The following is a 2,629-nucleotide window of genomic DNA, read 5'->3' on the forward strand; positions in this document are numbered from 1 at the left end:
GGTGTGACGGCGTGCCTTTTGTAGAATGAGCCAGCGAGTCGCTGGCGCGGGGCGAGGTTAACCGAAAGGGAGCCGGAGCGAAAGCGAGCCTTAACAGGGCGACTTGAGTCCCGCGCCGCGGACGCGAAGCCGGGTGAGCTATCCGTGGGCAGGCTGAAGCGGGGGTAAGACCCCGTGGAGGGCCGAACGCACGTCGGTTGAAAACGGCGGCGATGACCTGCGGATAGGGGTGAAAGGCCAATCAAACCCGGAGATATCTCGTTCTCCCCGAAATAGCTTTAGGGCTAGCGTCGCGCGTTCACCGCCGGAGGTAGAGCACCGGATGGACGAGGGGGCTTCGCCGCCTACCGAATCCAACCGAACTCCGAATGCCGGCGGCCCAGAGCGCGGCAGTCAGAGCATGTGGGCTAAGCTGTGTGCTCGAGAGGGAAACAGCCCGGACCGCCCGCTAAGGTCCCCAAGTTCCAGCCGAGTGGCAAAGGATGTGCGTCCGCCCAGACAACCAGGATGTTGGCTTAGAAGCAGCCATGCATTCAAAGAGTGCGTAACAGCTCACTGGTCGAGTGGACATGCGCCGACAATACACGGGGCTAAGCTGGACACCGAAGCGGCGGGATTTTACCTAAGTAGAATCGGTAGGGGAGCTTCCCATGGGCGGAGAAGCCGGAGGGCGACCGACGGTGGAGCGCATGGGAGTGAGAATGCTGGCATGAGTAGCGAGAGACGAGAGAGTAACTCGTCCGCCGTGAACCCGAGGTTTCCTGGGCAAGGCTAATCCTCCCAGGGTCAGTCGGGGGCTAAGGCGAGGCCGGGAGGCGTAGCCGACGCGCAGCAGGCAGACATTCCTGCACCGCGCACGCGGCGCTACGACCGACGGGGCGACGGATGGGGGTGGCTCGGCGGGGTTCTGGACGTCCCCGTGATGGAGCGCGGCCCGCGGACCAGGGAAATCCGGTCCGCATCGAGGGCGAGGCTCCGGACGAAGCACTTAAGCGAAGCGAGTGAGCCCGAGGTCCCTAGAAAAACCCCTAGGCAGGCGCGTGCGCGCCCGTACCGCAAACCGACACAGGTGGGTGGGTAGAACATACCGAGGCGATCGGGTCAACCATGGTCAAGGAACTCGGCACAATGGCCCCGTAACTTCGGGAGAAGGGGTGCCCGCGCGTACGTGAACGGACTTGCTCCGGGAGCGGAGGCGGGCCGCAGTGGAGAGGCCCAAGCGACTGTTTACCAAAAACACAGGACTCTGCAGAAGCCGCAAGGCGACGTATAGGGTCTGACGCCTGCCCGGTGCCGGAAGGTCACGCGGAGGAGTTAGCGCACCGCGCGAAGCCCCGAAGCCAAGCCCCGGTAAACGGCGGCCGTAACTATAACGGTCCTAAGGTAGCGAAATTCCTTGTCGGGTAAGTTCCGACCTGCACGAAAGGCGCAACGACTTGGGCGCTGTCTCGACCATGGACCCGGTGAAATTGCACTGGTCGTGAAGATGCGACTTACCCGCGGAAGGACGGAAAGACCCCGTGAACCTTCACTGCAGCTTGGCATTGGCCGCTGGTCCCGCGTGTAGAGGATAGGCAGGAGGCGAAGATCCGGAGGCGCCAGCCCCCGGGGAGCCGCCCTTGGAATACTGCCCTCGCGCGACCGGCGTCCTAACCCGAGGCCGTCAACCGGCTCGGGGACCGTGCCAGGCGGGCAGTTTGACTGGGGCGGTCGCCTCCTAAAGGGTAACGGAGGCGCGCGAAGGTCCGCTCGGGACGGTCGGCAACCGTCCTTTTGAATGCAAGAGTACAAGCGGGCTTGACTGCGAGGCCCACGAGCCGAGCAGGTGCGAAAGCAGGCTCTAGTGATCCGGCGGCCCCGAGTGGGTGGGCCGTCGCTCAACGGATAAAAGGTACTCCGGGGATAACAGGCTGATCTTGCCCAAGAGTCCACATCGACGGCAAGGTTTGGCACCTCGATGTCGGCTCATCGCATCCTGGGGCTGGAGCAGGTCCCAAGGGTACGGCTGTTCGCCGTTTAAAGCGGTACGCGAGCTGGGTTCAGAACGTCGTGAGACAGTTCGGTCCCTATCCTCCGTGGGCGCAGGAGAATCGATGGAGGCTGCCCCCAGTACGAGAGGACCGGGGTGGACGCACCTCCGGTGAACCGGTTGTCGACCAACGGCACGGCCGGGTAGCCGCGTGCGGCGCGGATAACCGCTGAAGGCATCTAAGCGGGAAGCCGTTCCAGGGATTAGTTCTCCTTCCGGTAAGGGCCCAGGTAGACTACCTGGTCGATAGACGGCAGGTGCAAGGCTGGCGACAGCCTCAGCCGAGCCGCACTAATCGCCCGAGCTCTTCCGGAACCGCACCTCGCGGCCCGCGGGACCCAGCGCTCACAGGCGCGGTCCGGGCACGAGGATGCCCCCGAGTCGGATCTCCCCTATGCGCCATGCGGCCCCCAGGGCACGTGTATGAGACACCCGGGCACCGTAACGGTGGGCGCCGCCCACCGGTCAGCGGCCAGAGCATGGGGGGCACGCCCGGTCCCGTTCCGAACCCGGAAGCTAAGCCCCATCGCGCCGAGAGTACTGCGGGGCCAGCCCGTGGGAGGCCAGGGCGCCGCTGACCGGTGGACGGCACCGAGCCGT

2 rRNA genes are annotated in these 2,629 nt (G+C 64.9%); both read left to right on the forward strand.

The window, feature by feature from the left end:
• Positions 1-2,345, forward strand: a 23S ribosomal RNA gene (locus ACTQV3_RS09140); the annotation flags it as partial.
• Positions 2,346-2,493: 148 nt separating this feature from the next.
• Positions 2,494-2,609 (forward strand): 5S ribosomal RNA (gene rrf, locus ACTQV3_RS09145).
• Positions 2,610-2,629 lie beyond the last annotated feature (20 nt).

The sequence above is a fragment of the Collinsella sp. LCP19S3_A7 genome, from assembly GCF_052121995.1.
Lineage (GTDB): Bacteria > Actinomycetota > Coriobacteriia > Coriobacteriales > Coriobacteriaceae > Collinsella.